This is a genomic window from Thermomicrobium sp. 4228-Ro, from assembly GCF_026241205.1.
Classification (GTDB): Bacteria; Chloroflexota; Chloroflexia; order Thermomicrobiales; family Thermomicrobiaceae; genus Thermomicrobium.
This window is the reverse complement of the sequence record NZ_JAPFQM010000001.1, coordinates 825,304-841,253: the sequence shown is the minus strand read 5'-3', so window position 1 is coordinate 841,253 and position 15,950 is coordinate 825,304. Positions and strand designations below refer to the sequence as shown.

Sequence of the window (15,950 nt, the reverse complement as noted above, 5' to 3'; positions counted from 1 at the left end):
CTGGCGATGCTGGTCGCTCCGTAAGGTACCCCCGATAGGCGATCGAGGGCTATACTGAGCCGCGGTCGTTGACCGACGGCTGGTGGACAGGCTTTCCGTAGAGCAAAATGGGAGGAGCACGATGAGGGCAGAAGGGGCGACAGCTGCACGGGCCCGGGCGACTCAGCGCGTGTCGCTCTGGGATCCGCGTGGTGTCGCCTTGATGGCCTGGGCGCACTTTTCGCACGACTTGTACCCGTCGTTCCTCGGCGTGCTCGTGCCCGCGATCCAAGCCAAGCTCGGTGTCTCACTCTTTCTGGCGAGCGCGATGGTTCCTGCGCAGCAGCTCCCGTCTATCGTCCAGCCGCTACTCGGCTATATCGCCGATCGGACGAGCCGCCGGTGGTTCGTCGTGCTCTCGCCTGGTGTCGCTGCTCTTGCGCTCTCTTCGATCGGGATCGCACCGCACTTCGCGGTGGTCCTCTTGCTCCTCCTGGTGTCGGGTCTGGCGTCGGCGGCTTTCCATGCACCGGCGGTTGCGCTCGTCGGAGAATTCGGGGGCCAGCGGCTGGGGCGAGCGATGGCGATCTTCATGGCCGGGGGTGAGCTGGCACGGACCGTCGCGCCGGTGATCTTGACGGCGGTGATCGCGCACCTGACGCTCGACGGTATGCCGCTGGTCATGGTCGTGGGTCTCGCTGCCTCGGCCAGCCTGTTCTTTTTTCTTCGTACGGAGGAGAGCGATGCGATCGCGCGTCGGCACGCTGGGAGCGTGCGGATCCGCACCTTGTTGCGGGAGCGTCGTCGGCCGTTCCTCGGTCTGCTCGGTTCGGTCGTTGCCAATACGGCGGCTGTTACGCCACCAAGCTTCTTTCTCGTCGAATATCTCCTGGAACGTGGTCGCAGCGAGTGGTACGGTGGGTTGGCACTCTCGGCCTTCTATGCGAGCGGGATCATCGGTGGGCTGGTCGGGGGTTCGCTTTCCGACTGGATCGGTCGCCGTGGAGCACTGCTTTTGTCCTCGCTCGGAACAGCACCCCTGCTGGCGCTGTACCTGGCGATCGAGAACGGGAGCTGGCTGATGCTCCCGTTGCTCGTCATTATCGGTGTCTTCGCCACACCGCCCCGTTCAGTGACGCTCGCGCTGGCCAACGATATCGCACCGGAGGCGCGTGGGCCGTTGTCCGGCTTCACGCTGGCAGCGAGTTTCGTTGCCCAGAGCATCATCGCGCTTGCCTTCGGTGCCGTCGCTGATGCCATCGGCATCGAACGGGCGTTTTGGCTCACGGTCGGTGCCTCGCTGGCTGGCATCCCGTTCGCCTTGCTCGTTCCAGCCAACCTGGGTCGGATGCGGCCTGCCTCATCTTGAGACCGGCCGGTGTCCTTCGAGGCAGACCACACCTTCCGGGCCGACGATGGCGCTGTGCACGGTGCCAGCGGGAAGGTCGAGACGATCACCAGGGTAGAGCGTGATCGGACCGCCCGGATGCAGCTCGAACGTGATCGAGCCCTCGACGACGTACAGGACCTTGTGATACGCGTGCGCGTGTGCCGCGTAGCGATCACCAGGATCGTTCGACCACCGGTACGCGGTCAACCCTTCGGCTGCCAGTGTCGCGAGGAGTTCGGCCTCGGTGGGTGGCTGGGAGCTGTCCCAGCGGGTCACTGTGACGCGGTGCTCCATATCGTCCTCCTTCGCCGTGTGGTACGTGCTCGCACACCGGGCTGCTGGCGAGAAAGGGGAGGTCGATGAGTCGGGCCAGAACGGCGCGCCTCCCGCTTCTGCACATCGCTTCCTGGTATCGAAAGTACCGTGTCCTCGTCTGGATTTCTACGATCGTCGGCATCAACCAGCTCGGTTTCGGGAGCATCGTGCCGGTCGTGCCGCTGTACGCGCAGGCCTTCGGGGTCTCCGAGGCGTTGGTCGGACTAGCGATCGCGGTGTACGGACTGGCGCGCTTCACCTCGTCAGCCCCAGCCGGCTGGTTAGCCGATCGCTCCGGGCGGCGCTGGTCGTTGTTCCTCGGCGGCATGTTGACAGCGTTCGGCAACCTGATCTGTGCGCTGGCTCCGACCTACGGTGTCTTTCTCCTCGGCCGCTTCGTGTCGGGAAGCGGTGCTTCGATGGTGTTGACAGCTGGCCAAATCGTGCTGGCAGACATCACCGAGCCAGCGACGCGTGGTCGGACTATGGCGCTGTATCAGACCGTGTTCCTGTTCGGGGTCGGCTTCGGGCCGATCCCTGGTGGCCTTTTGGCACAGTACGGCGGTTTGGGCACGCCGTTTTGGGTCTATGCCGGGGTCGGTACCCTGGTCGCCTTCCTCGCGCTCTGGCGTTTGCCCGAGACGCGGCCGGCCGACGCGGTCACTGCGCGGGAGCGAGAGTTCGTCTTCGGTCAGCAGTTGCTCCGGGTCTTGCGACACCGCCCGCTCGTGCTGATCAGCATGGTGACGTTCGGCAACTTCTTCGCACGGACGGGAGCGTTGTTCACGCTCGTGCCCTTGCGAGCCGAACGGGAGATCGGCCTGAGCCCGTCGCAGATCGGCTTCGGGCTCGCAGCGGTGAGCATCGTGTCGCTGGTGATGGCGTATCCAGCTGGCGTGCTGGTCGATACCTTCGGGCGCAAGATCGTGATCGCACCGGCGACACTGTTCAGTGGACTCGGGCTGATCGGCTTCGCCTTTGCTCCGTCCTATTTCTGGTTTCTGGTTGCGTGTGTCGTCTGGGCGATGGCGAGCGGTATCGGTGGTGGTGCGCCGGCCGCTTACGCTGCCGATGCCGCACCGCCGGGTATGACTGCTGCCGCGCTGAGCGCCTACCGCATGCTCTCGGAGTTCGGCTATGTCGTCGGTCCGACGCTTCTCGGACTGGCTGCGGAGTTCCTCGGGATCAGGCCGACACTGATCATGACCGCGATCGGGATCGTAAGCCTGGGAGCGCTCTTCTGGCTCGCTGCGCCCGAAACGTATCAGAGAAGGCGGTCAGTGCGCGAGTGGGAACACTCAGAGGCCATCAGTCGTCGCGATTGAGCGAAGGAGTGCGAGTGGAAACTGCGCTCCGTGCCGGAAGGAATAGCTCTGCTCCTGCTTGGCGATCGTGACTGTGCCCGCGCCGAGAACACGTGCCACTCCTTCGGCGAAATCGAGGAGACAGGCAGTGTGCTCGTCGATACCGAGAATGGTCGTCTCCGGTGGAAGCAGGCGGACGAGCTGCGCGAATCGCTCCTGGCCCATGAAGCAGCGACTCGTGTCGAGTTCTTGGCCACCTTCGCGGTTGTTCCAGTGGGGCACGATCGCCAGCGTGAAACTGAGCGGACCGAGGAGGTCGAGCCCGTCTACCCAGTGCAGGTCGGCCCCGACCTTGTAGAGCTCGTAGACCGGCAGCGCGAAGCGACTCACCGCAATCGCAGCGGCACTGGCGAATGCCAGGCGCAGGCCGGATTGCCAGCGCTCGAGGAGGCGTTGCCAGGTTCGTGTCCCGGCAAGCTGGCGGACCATGTAGGTCGGACTCCCTGGCCCAGCGAAGACGCAGTCCGCCCACTCGACTGGTTCGACGACGAGTGGCTCGTCTGGGTCGAAAACCGTTCCGCGGCGCCGTGCCGGGACGAAGCGAACGTCCGGCTGGAACTCGGGAAGGTGTTCCCGCAGAAAGGTGCCGATCTTGCGGGCAACGAGCGCTGCGTTCGGCTGGAATCCAGCCGGCGTCTCCAAGATCGCGATGCGCACTGGCCGCGGGAGCGATTCGAGGAGCGCGGTGAACGCTTGACGACCAGCACGAGCTGTCTCGCCGGAACCGATCAGCGCGATGGGGCCGGGTGCACTTGTCATCGGTTGTCGCGTCCGTCTCACCTGATACGGTGCCGATTCCCTCAGCCGAAGGGTAACTCAGCGATAGGCTGACCAGTACAGCACGATGGTGAGGCCTGCGAAGATGAGGAGCGCTGCTGCCGCTGTCTGCACGTAGGGGACAGCACGGCGCACAGCACGCACGAGTCCGAATCGCAGGAAGGCGAGTGCGAAGGTCAGCGTCACGATGACCGAAGCCATACCCAAGCTGTAGCTGCCGAGCTGCAGCATGCCCCGTGCGACGTCACCGCTGACCAGCGCGCTTCCGGCCGCGATCATGAAAACGGGAAGCGTGCAACTGAGCGAGGCGAGACCATAGGCAAGACCGAAGAGGTAGAAGGCGGGAATGGAGCGCTCGCTGCGTCGGGTGAGCCGATCGGAAAGCTGCTCGAAGAGGACTGGCCGGGCGACCTTGCCGAAAAACATCGCTGCCCCGAGCACGATGAGCAGGATGCCGATCGCCGTGCCGATCCAGGGCATCACCGGGAAGAGGAACGTCCCACCGAGCGAGACCATGACACCGGCGAGAACGAAGAGCGTGGAAAAGCCGAGCGAGACAGTCGTCCCGACGACAGCTGCCCGGATCAATCGTCGCGCGGTTCCCGATGTCGTCGACTCCTCGTTGTTACCGAGAAAGAGGGCGAGATAGGCCGGAAGCATAGCGAACCCACACGGATTGACAGCGGCGAGCATGCCGGCACCGAAGCTGTATCCGAAAGGAAGCCAGCTCGCGACTACCGAGAGCCAGGAAGCGATCCAGGCCTGGAGCTCACTCATCGACGGGCCTCGTGCCTCCGCTCGTCAGTCGCACGTCGCAACGACTCGTTCGGCCATTGATCACGGAGCCGAGGAGGAGACCGCTGAGGGGAGCGAGAATGGCGAGCAGGAGCGACCACTGGTGGGTGGCGATACTGTAGAGCGTGAGGGCGCATGCTACGAGGAGCCACCCGATCCGGCAGGGTGCGAGGAGCGACGCGCAACGCTCGTTCATCGTTCGGTCTCCTCCGGTGGATCGTGGCGCGTGCCGATGGCGCAGGATGCGATCGCTGCTGCGTTCGGGCGGGCGAGGTCGCGAGCCAGAGCGAGCAGCGCCGGGATCCGCTGATCAGCGAGCGCGTAGTACCGGTACTTTCCGTCCTGGCGGACACGGACGAGCCCGCAGGTGCGCAGGCAGGTCAGATGGGCCGAAACGCGCCCTTGCGGCTGGCCCAGCCGCTCGACGAGCGCGCTGACGTGCAGTTCCCCATCACGACTCAAGTGCTCGAGAATGCGCAGGCGCGTCGGATCGGCGAGGGCGTGGAGAAATCGGGCCAGGATCTCGGTCGGAAGATCGACGACGAGGTCGCCACGGCGGGCGTGCGGAACAGGGATCCGGGGGTGTCGGGCTCGGTTCTCCAGGTGCTCGCGTGTCTGGTCGGCCATGCTCCAACTCCTGATCGAAGTGTACAGATTCCCACGGGTTCGTGTTCGGTCTCGGGCGAAAGAAACGAAATCGAGGCGGTCCCTGTCCGGAGCGACCGCCTCGAACGAGCAGTTCGACTGGTGCGTCTCTACTCGGTGAATTCGGCGAGCGGCTCTTCGCTGAAGGAAAAGTCCGACCACAGTTCACGCAGCTGTGTGACGAGCGAGCTCACGCCGCGGCGGAGTTGCTCGCGCTGTTCGGGGCGGAGGATACCGAAGTAGACCAGCGCGATGGCTGCACCGAGCCAGAAGCTGAGTGCGGCGGTCTCCTGGGCGGCCTGGCCGAGGCGAGCGAGGATACCCGGGCGTGCCGGCCGCGGTCGCTTCCCTGCGAGGCGGGTCGGCACCTCACGCGCTTGCGTCGTGGCACGCTGGAGTGCCTGCTCGGCCTTCTGAATCGCCTGCCGAGCAGCTTGTTCGGCAGTCGGAAGCACCTCACGCTGCAACTTTTCGACGGCAGTGCGTTCCGCCTCGAGGACAGCCTGCGCGCGGCGGGCCTGTTTGGGAAGGCTGCGTGCTGCTTCTTGTACAGCAGGCCGTACCCGGCGGCGCCAGAAGGAACGAGCGACCTCGCCGTCGTGGACCGGCAAGCGCTCGCGCAGCTCCTGAACCGATTCGCGGAGTATTTCGAGGTCGAGTTCCTCGGCCAAGCGCTGGCGCAAGGTGCGACGGCGACGACGACGGCTGACGAACCAGGCGACCAATCCAGCGGTCGCTGCGCCAGCGAGCGCGCCCCAGAGCTTCCAATCGTTCCCTGCCTGTACCATCGCGCTCCCTCCTTCCCCGGCCGATCCGGTAACTCTCATGGTACCACTCGAGTGCGCGAGCGGTCGGTGGCTGGAGCCTGCTCGGCAGACGGAGAGTTCTCGGGTACGCTGGAGTGGGAAGCGCGATGCGGGTCCTCGTCGTCGCTGATGTCCATGGCAACCTCGCAGCGCTGGAAGCGGTCCTCGCCGCTGCAGGGGCGGTCGACCGTGTCTGGTGTCTCGGCGACATCGTCGGGTACGGGCCACGACCGCGCGAATGCGTCGAGCGGATTCGCGACCTGGCAGGACCTGCGTGTGTGCTCGGCAATCACGATGCGGCATGCCTCGGGCGCTTGCCGCTGGACGGCTTCAATCCGGTAGCGCGGTACGCACTGCGCTGGACGATGCTGCAACTCGGTCCGGAGCACCGGGCCTATCTCGAGAGCGTGCCGGAGACGTTCGTGCTGGGAGAGGTGACGCTCGTGCACGGCAGCCTGCGTGCTCCTATCTGGGAATACGTCCTCTCGTCCGAACAGGCGCTGGCGAGCTTCGCACTGTTGCGTACCCGCTTGTGCTTCTTCGGGCATACCCACGTGCCGTTCCTACTCAGCGAGGCGGGGGCGCAGCGGGGAGAATCACCGATCCGGCCGGGTGACGGGACGGTCGTCGAACTGCGCGAGGGGCGGTATCTCGTCAACCCAGGGTCGGTGGGACAGCCGCGAGACGGTGATCCGCGAGCTGCGTTCGCGATTTGGGAGACCGACCAACAGCGGGTGACGTTTCGGCGCGTGCCGTACAATATCGAAGCGGTGCAGGCCGAGATGGCGGCTGCAGGGCTCCCCCGGCTGCTCATCGAACGCCTCGCGCTCGGATACTGAACGAGATGCCCAGCGGCGAGCCGAGGAGGGGAGACGTGGCGCGGGTCTATCGCCGGGTGATCGTCCCGGTGAGCGGGTCGCCCGACGACGAGCGGGCGATCGATCTGGCAGCGGCCGTCTGCGCGGGGAGCGACACGACGCTGATTCTCGTGTATGTCGTCGAGGTGCCGCAGCGGTACGCCTTGGACGTGGAATTGCCCGAACAGATCGAACAGGGATCGCAGATCCTCGAGCGCGCAGCGGAGTACGCCCAGCGTGTGGCCCGCGGGAAGTGGAAGCGCGTGATGACCGAGCTGCTCCAGGCACGGGTCGCTGGAGCGGCGATCGTCGACGAAGCGATCGAGCGCGCTGCCGATGCCATCATCATGGCGACGCGGAGCCGCTGGACGTTCGGCGTGCTGACGCAAGGAGAGACGTTACCATATATCCTCGATAATGCACCGTGCGACGTGGTCGTTGTCCGCGTCGCCGATCAGGGTGAGGCGCGAGCGTGAAGATCATCATCGTCGGTTGTGGCCGAGTCGGAGCCAAGCTCGCAGCAGATTTTGCGGACGAGGGACATCAGGTCTCGGTCGTCGATCTCCGGCAGATTGCGTTCCGGCGACTCCCGCTAGGATTCCGCGGCCAGCTCGTGCTCGGTACCGGTATCGACGAGGATGTACTCCGCAATGCTGGTATCCAGCAGGCGGACGTGTTCATCGCAGTGACCGACAGTGATAATACGAACATCATGGCTGCACAGATCGCTCAGGTGATCTACCAGGTTCCGAAAGTGATTCTCCGCATTTATGATCCGGAGCGCGCGGAAATCTACCGCGATCTCGGGCTGACGGTCATCTGTCCGACCCGGACAGTGTCGGAGATGATCGAAGAAGCGGTGCGGAACCACGTAGCGAGCGGAGAATCGCACTGAGCGAGGCGAACAGCCGCGACGGAGGCGAGTTCCATGTACATTATCGTCGTGGGTGGCGGGAAAGTCGGCTACTATCTCACGAAAACACTGGTGAACGAGGGATACGAGGTTTTCCTCATCGAAAAGAACCCTGTCAAGGTACAGCTCTATCGCGACCGCTTCGGCGCGATCGTGATGCAGGGTGACGGGGCAGAAGTGGCGACGCTAGCTGCAGCGGGAGCCGGGCGGGCTGACGTGGTGATCGCGGTGACAGGTGACGATGAAGACAATTTGGTCATCTGTCAGGTGGCGCGCGAGCGCTTCGGGGTGCGTCGGACGATCGCACGCGTCAATAACCCGAAGAACGAGGAGCTCTTCCGCCGACTCGGTATCGACGTGACGGTGAGCCAGACGAACGTGATCCTCAGCTTGATCGAGCAGCAGATACCGGAACGTCCCTTCGTCCACTTGTTGGCTCTGCGGCATGCCGATCTGGCGATCGTCGAGGCGAAAGTTGCCGAGCAATCGCCAGTCGTCCACCAGCCGATCTGGCAATTGCCGTTGCCCCCCGAGTCGATCATCACCGCGATCCTGCGGCGCGGCGAGGTCATTATCCCCAGCGGTCAGACCGTCATCGAGCCTGGTGACGAGTTGATCATCGTGACCAAGCAGCAGCGCGAAGCTGAGTTGCGCGAGCTGCTGTGCGCTCCGGCGACCGCGTGAGCCTGTCGTACACGAGAGTCCGCGGTAGCCGGCACGGGCGAGCGATCGCTGGTCTTGTGCGTGAGTAGTCTAGCCTGCTAGACTCAGGCGACATTTCGTTCGTCACTCGCTCGTGACCGAGTTGAAGGGAGAGCGGAGGCACGGTCGTGGCTGCTGATCGACTTTCGGACGAACTGATCCGTCGGATCCGCGAGGACGAGGCGTTCCGTCGCCAGTTGCTCGACGTCCTGCTCGGCGAGGAGTTTCTGCATCTTCCTCCGACCGTGCACCGGATCCAGGAGGCGCTCGAGCGGTTGATCGGGACGCTGGAAGGTGAGCGGCAGGCCGCTGCCGAGCGGCAGCGCAGGATCGACGAACAGATCGAGCGACTTGGCCAGCGCATCGACGCGCTGGCGACCCGCGTGGAGGCGCAGATCGAGGCCTTGACCCAGCGGATGGATCGGGTCGAGGCCCAGATCGAAGCACTCACCGTCCGGATGGAGCGAGTGGAAGCCCAGATCGAAGCTTTGACGGTCCGCATGGAACGGGTCGAAGCCCAGATCGAAGCGTTGACGCAACGGATCGATGACCTCACGGTGCGCATGGAGCGAGTCGAGGCGCAGATCGAAGCCCTGACTGTCCGGATGGAGCGGGTCGAGGCGCAGATCGCAGCGCTGACGCAGCGGGTCGATGACCTGACGGTTCGCATGGAACGGGTGGAGGCGCAGATCGAAGCCTTGACCCAGCGGATGGAACGGGTGGAGGCGCAGATCGAAGCCTTGACCCAGCGGATGGAACGGGTGGAGGCCCAGATCGAGGCCTTGACCCAGCGGATGGAACGGGTGGAGGCCCAGATCGCGGCCTTGACCCAACGGATGGAACGGGTGGAGGCCCAGATCGCGGAGCTGACTCAGGAACTTCGTTTCGTACGGAGTCGCCTGGACGAGTACGTTGGGATCACGCTCGAACTGCGCTACCACCAGCGTGCCAGTGCGATCTTCGGTCGGTTTCTCCGGCGTGTTCGCCCGGGTACAGCGGGAGACGTGAGCGACCAGCTTGTCGAGCTCTTGACCGAGCGGGAAGCTGAAGAGGCGTTCGCGATCGATCTCCTCGTGCGCGGAGTACCCCGGAGCATGCCTGAGCTCGGCGAGGTTTGGATCGCGATCGAAGTCTCCTCCGTGGTCGATCGGTACGACGTGGAGCGGGCGTTGCGACGGGCTGCGATCTTGCGACGTGTGCATCCACGCGTGCTCCCGGCGGTCGCAGGAGAACGCCTCACGGAAGGGGCTGGGGAACTCGCTGGCAACGAGGCGGTACTGGTCGTTCAGGATGGCAGGGTGAGCGGCTGGGAAGATGCGGCTGCGCGCTGGCTCGCGCGTCGTCATGGCGAGACGAGCGGCTGACGGCGGGGCGATCCGGAGATCGCCCCGCTTCCGGATCGCTGGATTCGGTGCGCTCCCGCGAACGACGAGCCGGTGACCGGAGCGAGTGGCCCGGGTATGGGATCCGGATCGCTCGCCGGACGACGCGCGAAGTCTCTCACGGGTAGATGCCGCGGAGACGCGTGATCTCGGCGACCCGCTGGACAGCGAGGGCGAGAGCGGCGAGACGCAGGGGAACACGATACCGTTCGGCCGTCGCATAGATCGCCTGAAAGGCACGGACCATAATCGCGCGGAGCCGATTGTTCACTTCCTCCTCGCTCCAGAAAAAGTGCTGAAGCCCCTGCACCCATTCGAAATAGGAGACGGTCACGCCACCGGCGTTGGCGTAAATGTCGGGCAGCACGATCACACCACGGTCCGCCAGAATCCGATCCGCCTCAGGGGTCGTCGGGCCGTTCGCCGCCTCGGCGATCAGGCGCGCTCGGATACGGCCTGCGTTCGCCTCGGTGATCTGCTCCTCGAGTGCTGCTGGGATCAGGATGTCGCACGGTAACTCGAGAAGTTCTTCGTTCGTGACCGGTTCTGCTTCTGGAAACCCGACTACGGTTCCGGTTCGCTGCTTGAAATCGAGCACCGTCCGGATGTCGAGTCCGTTCGGGTTGTAGATCCCGCCTCGTGAATCGGAGACGGCCACGATGCGGCTGCCCAGTTCGGCGAGGAGCGACGCAGCGATGGAGCCGACGTTTCCGAACCCCTGAACGACCACCCGGGCTTGGGTCAGGTCGATGCCGTAGGCCTTGGCTGCTTCTTCGATCGCATAGACGACGCCGCGCCCCGTGGCCTCGAGGCGGCCGGCCGAGCCGCCGAGCAGGAGCGGTTTGCCGGTCACGACTGCTGGAACGGTGACGCCTGCATTCCGGTGCATGCTGTAGGTATCGAGGATCCAGGCCATCACCTGCGGATTCGTGTTGACGTCCGGTGCTGGGATATCCTGATCCGGCCCGAGGAGAATCGAGATCTCGGTAGCGTAACGCCGGGTGAGGTTTTGCAGTTCGCCTGGGGAGAGCGTCTTCGGATCGACACACACACCGCCCTTGGCACCGCCGAACGGCAAGCCCATGATGGCGCATTTCCAGGTCATCCACATCGCCAGCGCCTTGACCTCGTCCAGGGTAACGTTCGGGTGATAGCGGATTCCGCCTTTGGCTGGCCCGGCGGCAACGTTATGGTGCACCCGATACCCGGTGAACACCTTGATCGAACCATCATCCATCTCCACTGGGAAATGAACGATCAACTCGCGCTTGCAGGTGCGCAAAATCTGCCGCAGCTCGTCCTCCAGGCCGATGAGGTCAGCCGCCTGGTCGAACTGCTCGACAGCGATAGCGAAGAGACTCTGCTCGGGAACCGCGATCGCCATGTTTCGCCCCCACGGTCGTACTACTCGTCTCGCCATACTCGACCGATCGCGAGTGCTTGCAGTAGCTCGCTCACCGCCGACCACGTAGGGGCGAGCGGGATCACTCGACCGGTTGCTGGAGTGCTTCCTCCAGGAGCCGGCGTGCGACCGCTGGATTTGCCCGACCGCCGAGCGCGCGATTGACCTGGCCGAGCAGAAAACCGATAGCGGCTGTCTTGCCTTTCCGATAGTCAGCGACCGCCTTCGGGTTCTCGGCCAGTACGCGCTGGACGATCTCGCGGAGCTGCGCCTCGTCGCTTACCTGGGCGAGCCCGCGCTCGGCGACGAGCACCTCCGGGTCGGTTCCCGTCTCGCTGACCGCCGTGAGGAGTTCCTTGGCGGTGAGCGTACTGATGGTTCCTCGCCGAACCAGCTCGATGAGCTGTCGCAGCTGGCGTGGTTGCACTCCGACCTCGGAGATGCTCCGGCCACGCTCGCGCATCAGCGCGAACAGCTCGCCCGTGATCCAGTTGGCCGCCTCGCGCGCGAGGCTGCGGTCTCCAGCCACGCACGCCTCGAAGTAGTCGGCGACGGCTCGCTCTTCGGTGAGGAGCGCCGCCTCATGCGGCCCCAGCCCGTATTCCTCCTGGAAGCGTTCCCAGCGAGCCAAGGGAAGTTCCGGCATCGCTGCACGGAGACGCGCGAGGTCGTCCTCGGTCAAGAAGATCGGCGGGAGATCCGGTTCAGGAAAGTACCGGTAGTCGTCCGGGTACTCCTTGGCACGCTGGGTGACCGTGATCGCCTGATCCTCGAGCCAGCCGCGGGTCTCCTGGACGAGCGACTCACCGCGCTCGATCGCTGCACGCTGTCGCTGTTCCTCGTAGGCCAGCGCCCGCTCGACCGAGCGGAAGCTGTTCAGATTTTTGATTTCGGTCTTCGGCCACTGTTGCTGACCGTCGCGGGTGCGCTGGGAAATGTTGGCGTCGCAGCGGAATGCTCCTTCCTCCATGTTGCCGGTCGAGACACCAAGGTACCGGAGCACTTGCCGCAGTGCCTGCAGGAAGAGCCGCGCTTCCTCCGGTGAGCGGAGATCGGGTTCAGTAACGATCTCGATCAGCGGCACTCCGGAGCGGTTCATGTCGATCAGACTGTAACTCTCGCCAGCGACAGTACGGTGCACGAGTCGGGCGGTGTCCTCTTCGAGATGCACGCGTCGGATACGCACACGGCGCCGTTCGCCATCGACCAGGAACTCCAACGCGCCCTCGACGCAGAGCGGGAGGTCGTACTGCGAAATCTGATAGCCCTTGGGCAAGTCAGGATACATGTAGTTCTTTCGGTCGAACTTGCTGAAGGGCGGGATGCGGCAACCGAGTGCCAGTCCCGTCATGACGGTCATCTCGACTGCACGCCGGTTGATGACCGGCAATGAGCCGGGCAGACCCAGGCACACCGGGCAGACGTGCGTGTTGGGTGGTGCTCCAGCGTAGTCAGCTGAGCAACCGCAGAACATCTTCGAGCGGGTCAACAGCTGGGCGTGCACTTCCAGGCCGATGACCGTCTCGAGCTCCACAGGCACCTCCGTCCTGCATCCGGCCGGGAGTATAGCATCGGATCGGGTGTCTCCGATGCCCCGTCCTATCGGCTGAGAGTGGTAAGATGAGGCCAGGTTCGGTCCGTGACCGGGCCGGATCCGAGTCGATTTCCCGACATCGAGAGGGGACGTGTCGCATGACGGCGACCACGGAAACCCGCCTCGTCACCGTCACGATCGATGGACAGCAGTATACCGTGCCGGAGGGGATGACGATCCTCGAGGCATGCCGGATGGTCGGTATCGAGGTGCCCAATCTCTGCTATCAACCGCTCCTCCGGCCCTGGGGTTCCTGCCGCCTCTGCACGGTGGAAATCCTCGGCCGCCGTGGCGGGCTCGTCGAATCCTGCGCGGCTCAGGTCCGCGACGGCATGGAGATCGCGACCAAATCGCCGGCATGTGAAGAGGCGCGGCGCTTCGTCCTGCAGCTCTATCTCATCGATCATGCGCTCGATTGCCCGACGTGCGACAAGTCAGGCGAGTGCTACTTGCAGGACAACACGTACTATCACAACGTCCACACCAATCCCTTCCGGCGGCCGAAGTTGGCGCGACCCTACAAGCACCTCAGTCAGTACATCGACTACAAGTGGGAGCGCTGCATTCTCTGCGCACGCTGCACCCGCGCGTGCGACGAGCTGATCGGCGTAACCGCGATCGAGGTGTTGCGACGCGGGCTGGAAGGAGAGATCGGCAGCGCCTGGGATGTCGACCTCCAGCAGACGACCTGTACGTCCTGCGGTATGTGCATCGCCGTCTGTCCGGTCGGGGCGTTGACCGACCGGCGATTCGCTCACCATCCCTGGGAGCTGGATGCGACCGAGACGATCTGCGGCTTCTGCGATGTCGGTTGCACGCTCAACGTCGAGCACAACCGGGGGTTGGTGCGGCGTATCACGCACCTTTGGGAACGCGGGGTGAACTACGGGTACACCTGTGTCCGCGGCAAGTGGGGATACGAGCAGGTGCAGCACCCGGCACGCCTGGAGGCAGCACTCGTCCGGGAGGGAGACGAGCTGGTGCCGGTCCCGCTCGCGGAAGCGCTCGACCGGGCAGCGGAGCTGTTGCGCGTCTTCCGCGGGCCGTCCTTCGCCCTGCTCGTCTCGCCGGAGCGAACCAACGAGGATCTCTATCTCCTGCAGCGGTTCGCGCGCCAGGTGATGCAGTCGCCGCACGTCGAGCGGCTGGCGACGCCGGCACACCGTGCGGTCGACGCAGCGCTCGCTGCGAGTTTCGGCCTCCCGGTGAGTACGAACTCGGTGCAGGAGGTCTTCACCGATGGTGAGTGTCTCCTCGTCGTCGGCCCCAACATCGGCGAGAAGGCACCGGTCGCGAGTTATTGGCATGCCTGGGCCGAACTCTATCGGGAGGCAACGCTGATCGTCATCAGTCCGGACGAGTTCCCGCTCTTCCACCGGGCCGACGTGTGGCTGCGGATCCGTCCCGGCAGCGAGGCGCTTGTCCTGGCTGCCATGGCGCGGGTCATCCGTGACCGTGGGCTCGCCCGGCCGGTCGAGGGTGCCGACGGCTTGCCGGCGTTCTCGGCGGCGCTCGACGCGGCCGACCCAGCCGCGGCTGCCGAGGCAGCTGGAGTCAGTCTCGGTGCGCTTGAGCGGGCAGCGGTGCTCTATGCGACCGGTGGGCGTGGTGAGGGAGAAGCCCCCTACCCGCCGAGCCAGATCCAGCACACGCTGGCCCACGCGACGAGCGGTGACGTCTACGCCGCGGCGCTGTGGGCGAACGCTCTCGCGCTCCTCACTGGCAACGTCGGCCGGCCCGGTGCTGGCGTCGTCGCCTTCCGTGGGCCGGCGAATGCCCAAGGCGCACTCGATATGGGTTGTCACCCGGACTGGCTCCCCGGCTACCGACCGGTGACCGACGCTGCTGCCCGGGAGGAGTTCGCTCGGTCCTGGGCTGAGACCGGGGGGAACGGAGTCGGGGCGACGGTGCTCCCCGAAACTCCCGGTCTGTCGTTCGAGGAACTGGTGGAAGCGATCGAAGGGGGTGAGGTGCGGGCGCTGTACGTCGCCGCCAATTCCCACGCGTTCGCACCGCCGTACGACGAGCGCTTCCTTGCAGCGCTGGAGCGGCTCGATGTGCTCGTGGTCGAGGACAGTTTTCCGAGCCCGCTCGTCGAGCGCGCGCACATCGTGCTGCCGGCTGCGATGTTCCTCGAACAGGACGGGACGATGACGAATGCTGACCGGGCTGTCCAGCGGCTCCGGCGCGCGGTCGATCCGCCTGGGGAGGCACGACCGAGCTGGCAGCTCGTTCAGGAACTGGCGCGACGTTTGGGCTACAACTGGAACGCTCGGCATGCCGTACACGTCTTCCACGATATCGTGCAGACCGTGCCGGTCTATCGCGGCATGACGTTCCCGCGCCTGGAGCGTGGTCCGGTCGCCTGGCCGGCGGCACCGTCGACCGGGCCGGTCCGGCAGACCCTGCGCATCGGCCAGAAGGTGCCTGGTGGTGGCTGGGCCGTTTGGCTCGGGAGCGGTATCGCGCTGAGCGAAGCCTGGCTGCGGCCCGACGCGCCGCCGCTGGCTGGCCGGCTGCGCTTCCGCGTGCCCTGAGCCTGGAGCCCCGAGGAGGCGCATGATGGTCCTGCAGGACATTCGCGGATTTCTGGTCACGCTCCGTCACTTCTTCCAGCGTCCGGTGACTATCCAGTATCCGGAAGAGAAACGCGAGCAGGCGCCGCGGTTCCGCGGACTACCGGCCTTGCGCTCGGACCCGGAAACAGGGGAAGCGCTCTGCGTCGCCTGTGGGCTCTGCGCGCGGATCTGTCCGACGAGCTGCCTGGAGATGCACGTCGTGCCCTCCGAGGAGGGTGACCGGGAGCTCGGCGAGTTCATCCTGCGTGCGGGCCGTTGCATGTACTGTGGTCTCTGTGCACAGGTCTGCCCGGTCGATGCCATCACGATGAGTGGTGAATACGAGCAAGCGGTGCTCGATCGCGAGGGGCTCATCTACGTCAAGACCGAACTCGCCGCCATCGGCTCACAGCGGCCGAGCTGGTGGGAGGCAGACGGTGGGCTGGGGTCGGAACGGTAGGGACGGGAGGC

General features: G+C 65.1%; 17 protein-coding genes. 9 read left to right on the top strand and 8 right to left on the bottom strand.

Translation table 11 applies throughout. From position 1 onward, the window contains the following. Positions 1-121: 121 nt before the first annotated feature. Entirely contained in the window at positions 122-1,348 is a 1,227-nt protein-coding gene (locus OO015_RS04190; RefSeq protein WP_265939976.1) for an MFS transporter, read from the top strand. Here OO015_RS04190 and OO015_RS04185 read toward each other — a convergent pair. Continuing rightward, a complete protein-coding gene (locus OO015_RS04185; RefSeq protein WP_265939975.1) occupies positions 1,340-1,663 on the bottom strand; it encodes a cupin domain-containing protein in 324 nt (107 codons plus the stop codon). The genes OO015_RS04190 and OO015_RS04185 overlap by 9 nt on opposite strands. Positions 1,664-1,728: 65 nt before the next feature. Between OO015_RS04185 and OO015_RS04180 the strand changes: the two genes are divergently transcribed. Then, positions 1,729-3,009, top strand: a complete 1,281-nt coding sequence (locus tag OO015_RS04180) for an MFS transporter (protein WP_265939974.1) — start codon at positions 1,729-1,731, stop codon at positions 3,007-3,009. Here OO015_RS04180 and OO015_RS04175 read toward each other — a convergent pair. The 5 genes from OO015_RS04175 to OO015_RS04155 all read right to left on the bottom strand — a co-directional run bounded on the left by OO015_RS04175 (position 2,983) and on the right by OO015_RS04155 (position 6,053). Continuing rightward, positions 2,983-3,807 carry a Type 1 glutamine amidotransferase-like domain-containing protein gene (locus OO015_RS04175; RefSeq protein WP_265939973.1) on the bottom strand — a complete coding sequence of 275 codons (825 nt, stop codon included), beginning with the start codon at positions 3,805-3,807 and terminating at the stop codon, positions 2,983-2,985. The two genes, OO015_RS04180 and OO015_RS04175, sit on opposite strands and share 27 nt — an antisense overlap. Before the next feature lie 57 nt (positions 3,808-3,864). Beyond that, on the bottom strand, positions 3,865-4,602 hold the full coding sequence (locus OO015_RS04170; RefSeq protein WP_265939972.1) for a cytochrome c biogenesis CcdA family protein: 738 nt from the start codon (positions 4,600-4,602) through the stop codon (positions 3,865-3,867). Then, positions 4,595-4,816, bottom strand: coding sequence for a hypothetical protein (locus OO015_RS04165; RefSeq protein ID WP_265939971.1), 222 nt, complete (start codon positions 4,814-4,816; stop codon positions 4,595-4,597). Before OO015_RS04165 ends, OO015_RS04170 begins: the two co-directional genes overlap by 8 nt. Next, the gene (locus OO015_RS04160) at positions 4,813-5,247 is read right to left on the bottom strand and encodes an ArsR/SmtB family transcription factor (RefSeq protein ID WP_265939970.1); all 435 of its coding nucleotides are present in this window, start codon (positions 5,245-5,247) and stop codon (positions 4,813-4,815) included. The genes OO015_RS04165 and OO015_RS04160 overlap by 4 nt, the downstream gene beginning before the upstream one ends. Positions 5,248-5,375: 128 nt before the next feature. Next, positions 5,376-6,053 (bottom strand): hypothetical protein, encoded by a 678-nt coding sequence (locus tag OO015_RS04155; protein WP_265939969.1) that lies wholly within the window; start codon positions 6,051-6,053, stop codon positions 5,376-5,378. Positions 6,054-6,178: 125 nt separating this feature from the next. On the opposite strand from OO015_RS04155, the gene OO015_RS04150 reads away from it, so the two are divergent. The 5 genes from OO015_RS04150 to OO015_RS04130 all read left to right on the top strand — a co-directional run bounded on the left by OO015_RS04150 (position 6,179) and on the right by OO015_RS04130 (position 9,907). After that, complete coding sequence (locus OO015_RS04150) at positions 6,179-6,910, top strand: metallophosphoesterase family protein (RefSeq protein ID WP_265939968.1); 732 nt, start codon at positions 6,179-6,181, stop codon at positions 6,908-6,910. Between the two features lie 35 nt (positions 6,911-6,945). Continuing rightward, positions 6,946-7,404, top strand: a complete 459-nt coding sequence (locus OO015_RS04145; RefSeq protein ID WP_265939967.1) for a universal stress protein — start codon at positions 6,946-6,948, stop codon at positions 7,402-7,404. Next, the gene (locus OO015_RS04140) at positions 7,401-7,823 is read left to right on the top strand and encodes an NAD-binding protein (RefSeq protein ID WP_265939966.1); all 423 of its coding nucleotides are present in this window, start codon (positions 7,401-7,403) and stop codon (positions 7,821-7,823) included. The genes OO015_RS04145 and OO015_RS04140 overlap by 4 nt, the downstream gene beginning before the upstream one ends. A 33-nt stretch (positions 7,824-7,856) precedes the next feature. Next, positions 7,857-8,525 (top strand): potassium channel family protein, encoded by a 669-nt coding sequence (locus OO015_RS04135; RefSeq protein ID WP_265939965.1) that lies wholly within the window; start codon positions 7,857-7,859, stop codon positions 8,523-8,525. A gap of 146 nt (positions 8,526-8,671) precedes the next feature. After that, positions 8,672-9,907 carry an AAA family ATPase gene (locus OO015_RS04130; protein ID WP_265939964.1) on the top strand — a complete coding sequence of 412 codons (1,236 nt, stop codon included), beginning with the start codon at positions 8,672-8,674 and terminating at the stop codon, positions 9,905-9,907. 136 nt (positions 9,908-10,043) lie between these two features. Here the strand turns inward: OO015_RS04130 and OO015_RS04125 are convergent, their stop codons facing one another. Together OO015_RS04125 and gatB are read right to left on the bottom strand one after the other, a co-directional pair. Beyond that, on the bottom strand, positions 10,044-11,309 hold the full coding sequence (locus OO015_RS04125; protein ID WP_265939963.1) for a Glu/Leu/Phe/Val family dehydrogenase: 1,266 nt from the start codon (positions 11,307-11,309) through the stop codon (positions 10,044-10,046). Between the two features lie 100 nt (positions 11,310-11,409). After that, on the bottom strand, positions 11,410-12,861 hold the full coding sequence (gene gatB, locus OO015_RS04120) for an Asp-tRNA(Asn)/Glu-tRNA(Gln) amidotransferase subunit GatB (RefSeq protein WP_265939962.1): 1,452 nt from the start codon (positions 12,859-12,861) through the stop codon (positions 11,410-11,412). Between the two features lie 158 nt (positions 12,862-13,019). Here gatB and OO015_RS04115 point away from each other — a divergent pair, with 158 nt between their 5' ends. Continuing rightward, positions 13,020-15,458 carry a molybdopterin-dependent oxidoreductase gene (locus tag OO015_RS04115; RefSeq protein WP_265939961.1) on the top strand — a complete coding sequence of 813 codons (2,439 nt, stop codon included), beginning with the start codon at positions 13,020-13,022 and terminating at the stop codon, positions 15,456-15,458. Between the two features lie 22 nt (positions 15,459-15,480). After that, a complete protein-coding gene (locus tag OO015_RS04110) occupies positions 15,481-15,939 on the top strand; it encodes a NuoI/complex I 23 kDa subunit family protein (protein ID WP_265939960.1) in 459 nt (152 codons plus the stop codon). Positions 15,940-15,950 lie beyond the last annotated feature (11 nt).

Bases quoted from the DNA above. Each gene is read 5' to 3' on its own strand.
- OO015_RS04170 (WP_265939972.1), bottom strand. From the start codon at position 4,602: ATGAGTGAGCTCCAGGCCTGGATCGCTTCCTGGCTCTCGGTAGTCGCG.
- OO015_RS04165 (WP_265939971.1), bottom strand. From the start codon at position 4,816: ATGAACGAGCGTTGCGCGTCGCTCCTCGCACCCTGCCGGATCGGGTGG.
- OO015_RS04125 (WP_265939963.1), bottom strand. From the start codon at position 11,309: ATGGCGATCGCGGTTCCCGAGCAGAGTCTCTTCGCTATCGCTGTCGAG.
- OO015_RS04185 (WP_265939975.1), bottom strand. From the start codon at position 1,663: ATGGAGCACCGCGTCACAGTGACCCGCTGGGACAGCTCCCAGCCACCC.
- OO015_RS04190 (WP_265939976.1), top strand. From the start codon at position 122: ATGAGGGCAGAAGGGGCGACAGCTGCACGGGCCCGGGCGACTCAGCGC.
- OO015_RS04150 (WP_265939968.1), top strand. From the start codon at position 6,179: ATGCGGGTCCTCGTCGTCGCTGATGTCCATGGCAACCTCGCAGCGCTG.
- OO015_RS04115 (WP_265939961.1), top strand. From the start codon at position 13,020: ATGACGGCGACCACGGAAACCCGCCTCGTCACCGTCACGATCGATGGA.
- OO015_RS04180 (WP_265939974.1), top strand. From the start codon at position 1,729: ATGAGTCGGGCCAGAACGGCGCGCCTCCCGCTTCTGCACATCGCTTCC.
- OO015_RS04160 (WP_265939970.1), bottom strand. From the start codon at position 5,247: ATGGCCGACCAGACACGCGAGCACCTGGAGAACCGAGCCCGACACCCC.
- OO015_RS04135 (WP_265939965.1), top strand. From the start codon at position 7,857: ATGTACATTATCGTCGTGGGTGGCGGGAAAGTCGGCTACTATCTCACG.
- OO015_RS04155 (WP_265939969.1), bottom strand. From the start codon at position 6,053: ATGGTACAGGCAGGGAACGATTGGAAGCTCTGGGGCGCGCTCGCTGGC.
- OO015_RS04175 (WP_265939973.1), bottom strand. From the start codon at position 3,807: ATGACAAGTGCACCCGGCCCCATCGCGCTGATCGGTTCCGGCGAGACA.
- OO015_RS04110 (WP_265939960.1), top strand. From the start codon at position 15,481: ATGATGGTCCTGCAGGACATTCGCGGATTTCTGGTCACGCTCCGTCAC.